Origin of the sequence: Flavobacterium sp., from assembly GCF_049240005.1 — a bacterium.
In the GTDB taxonomy this organism is placed as follows: domain Bacteria; phylum Bacteroidota; class Bacteroidia; order Flavobacteriales; family Flavobacteriaceae; genus Flavobacterium.
This window is the reverse complement of the sequence record NZ_JBMLTK010000034.1, coordinates 1-3,009: the sequence shown is the minus strand read 5'-3', so window position 1 is coordinate 3,009 and position 3,009 is coordinate 1. Positions and strand designations below refer to the sequence as shown.

Genomic DNA, 3,009 nt, shown 5'->3' with positions numbered 1-3,009 from the left:
GCCAACAAATCTAACTTAGGTGCCAATGCCATTTTAGGCGTTTCTTTAGCGGTTGCGAAAGCTGCGGCTAACGAATTAGGTTTGCCTTTGTACCGTTACGTTGGTGGTGTTTCTGCTAATACTTTACCGGTACCGATGATGAACATCATCAACGGTGGTTCACACTCTGATGCGCCAATTGCGTTTCAAGAGTTTATGATTATGCCGGTTAAAGCCCAAAACTTTACCCATGCCATGCAAATGGGAACGGAGATTTTCCACAATTTGAAAAAAGTATTACACGATAGAGATTTGTCAACTGCTGTAGGTGATGAAGGTGGTTTTGCCCCTAATTTAGCCGGTGGTACAGAAGATGCTTTGGATACGATTAAAAAAGCGGTTGAAAATGCCGGTTACAAATTCGGAGACGAAGTAATGATTGCTTTAGATTGTGCGGCTTCTGAGTTTTATGTAGACGGAAAATACGATTACACCAAGTTTGAAGGTGCTACCGGAAAAGTAAGAACCTCAAAAGAACAAGCCGAATATTTGGCTTCTTTGGCAGCTAATTATCCGATTATTTCCATCGAAGACGGTATGTACGAAGACGACTGGGACGGCTGGAAATACTTGACAGAATTGGTAGGCGACAAAGTACAATTGGTAGGCGACGATTTATTCGTAACCAATGTACAACGTTTGGCTACCGGAATTGAAAAAGGGATTGCTAACTCTATCTTGGTAAAAGTAAACCAAATCGGTACTTTAACCGAAACCATTGCAGCGGTTAACATGGCACACAATGCCGGTTATACTTCGGTAATGTCTCACCGTTCGGGAGAAACCGAAGACAATACGATAGCCGATTTAGCCGTAGCGTTAAACTGTGGTCAAATCAAAACCGGTTCTGCCTCGCGTTCCGACCGTATGGCGAAATACAACCAATTGTTGCGCATTGAGGAAGAATTAGCCAACACGGCTTATTTTCCGGGTGTAAAAGCGTTTAAACAGAAGTAATAGCTTCACTATAATTTAAAAGAGCATCTCATTTCGAGATGCTTTTTTATTTGGCTAAATGTCGGTTTTCGATTTTTTATTTTCAACTGAGAGTGCTACTTTTGCACATGCAACACAACGTACTTATTTTAGATTTCGGTTCGCAATACACACAACTTATTGCACGCCGCGTTCGCGAATTAAACATATTCTGCGAAATTTTTCCTTACAATCATTTTCCGGATGATTTATCGACCTACAAAGCAGTTATCCTTTCGGGTAGCCCTTATTCTGTGAGAGCCGAAGACGCTCCTCATCCTGATTTATCTCAAATTCGTGGCAAAATGCCTTTGTTAGCCGTGTGCTACGGAGCGCAATATTTAGCGCATTTTAATGGTGGTGAAGTAGCGCCGAGTAACATTCGTGAATACGGTCGCGCCAATTTGTCTTTCATCAAAGACGACGAAGCGTTTTTTGACGAAGTCGCTTTAAACAGTCAGGTTTGGATGAGTCACAGTGACACCATCAAACAATTGCCGACTAATGGCGTTTTATTGGCCAGTACCAAAGATGTAGCGAATGCAGCCTATCGCATTGAAGGTGAAAAAACCTATGCGATTCAATTTCATCCTGAAGTATACCATTCTACCGACGGAAAACAACTCTTAGAAAATTTCTTAGTTAAAATAGCGGAAGTACCGCAAAACTTTACACCAAACGCTTTCGTGGAAGATTGCGTTAAAGAATTGCAGGACAAATTGCAAAACGACAAAGTAGTACTTGGGCTTTCAGGTGGTGTAGATTCTACAGTAGCAGCCGTTTTATTGAACAAAGCCATCGGTAAAAACTTGTACTGTATTTTTGTCAATAACGGTTTATTGCGCAAAAACGAATTCGAAAACGTTTTGCACCAATACAAAGACATGGGCTTGAACGTGAAAGGCGTAGATGCTACTGATCGTTTCATGGAAGCTTTAGCAGGAGTAGAAGATCCCGAAGCCAAACGCAAAGCCATTGGGCGCGTGTTTATCGAAGTGTTTGATGACGAAGCGCATCGCATAGAAGATGTGAAATGGTTGGCACAAGGCACGATTTATCCGGATGTCATCGAATCGGTTTCGGTGAAAGGACCAAGCGCAACCATCAAATCGCACCACAATGTAGGCGGTTTACCCGATTATATGAAACTCCAAATTGTTGAGCCGTTGCGCATGTTGTTCAAAGATGAAGTACGCCGCGTAGGGAAAACATTGGGTATTGATTCGGAACTTTTAGGCAGACATCCGTTCCCAGGACCGGGCTTGTCTATACGAATTTTAGGTGCTATTACACCGGAGAAAGTCAGAATATTGCAGGAAGTAGATGCTGTTTTTATCAACGGTTTAAAAGAGCACGGTTTGTACGATAAAGTATGGCAAGCCGGCGCCATCTTGTTACCGGTGAATAGTGTAGGGGTTATGGGGGATGAGCGAACTTATGAAAAAGTAGTCGCACTAAGAGCCGTAGAATCTACCGACGGTATGACCGCTGATTGGGTACATTTGCCTTACGAATTCCTGATGAAAATCTCCAATGAAATCATTAATAAAGTCAAAGGCGTGAACCGAGTGGTTTACGATATCAGCTCAAAACCACCGGCCACAATCGAATGGGAATAGTTTTTGTTGGCCTAAAAAAGTTGATGAAAAAAGCCGCGATTCCGATGGCATTTGAAAAGATTTGTTAACTTTAACGTAAAATAAAGGAACTGTTTATGAAAAACCGAATTATTTTCTCATTGCTGTTTGTACTGAGTGTCACGTTTAATACGTCGGCCAAGCAGGATAAATACGTGAAGCATACTGTAGCTCAAGGGGAAACAATTACGATGATTGCTCAGAAATACAAGGTCACACCTTACGATATTTACAAACTCAATCCCGATTCGCAAAAAGGTATTGAACTCAATAGCGTATTGTTAATTCCGCCTACAGTAGCTACACCGACTTTTTCAGCAGCACCTAAACAGACTTCACCTAAAGCAACCGGAAATCC

The 3,009-nt window shown here is 41.9% G+C and carries 3 protein-coding genes; all 3 read left to right on the top strand.

Annotated features, from left to right (window positions below; all coding sequences use genetic code 11):
• On the top strand, positions 1-996 hold a 996-nt coding region (gene eno / locus ACOVQQ_RS03590; protein ID WP_421816979.1), incomplete at its 5' end, for a phosphopyruvate hydratase.
• Between the two features lie 107 nt (positions 997-1,103).
• Positions 1,104-2,633 (top strand): glutamine-hydrolyzing GMP synthase, encoded by a 1,530-nt coding sequence (gene guaA / locus ACOVQQ_RS03585; protein WP_421816978.1) that lies wholly within the window; start codon positions 1,104-1,106, stop codon positions 2,631-2,633.
• 95 nt (positions 2,634-2,728) lie between these two features.
• The coding region (locus ACOVQQ_RS03580; RefSeq protein ID WP_421816977.1) for a LysM peptidoglycan-binding domain-containing protein at positions 2,729-3,009 on the top strand (281 nt) is incomplete at its 3' end.

Coding starts and splice junctions, on each gene's coding strand:
- guaA (WP_421816978.1), top strand. CDS start 1,104: ATGCAACACAACGTACTTATTTTAGATTTCGGTTCGCAATACACACAA.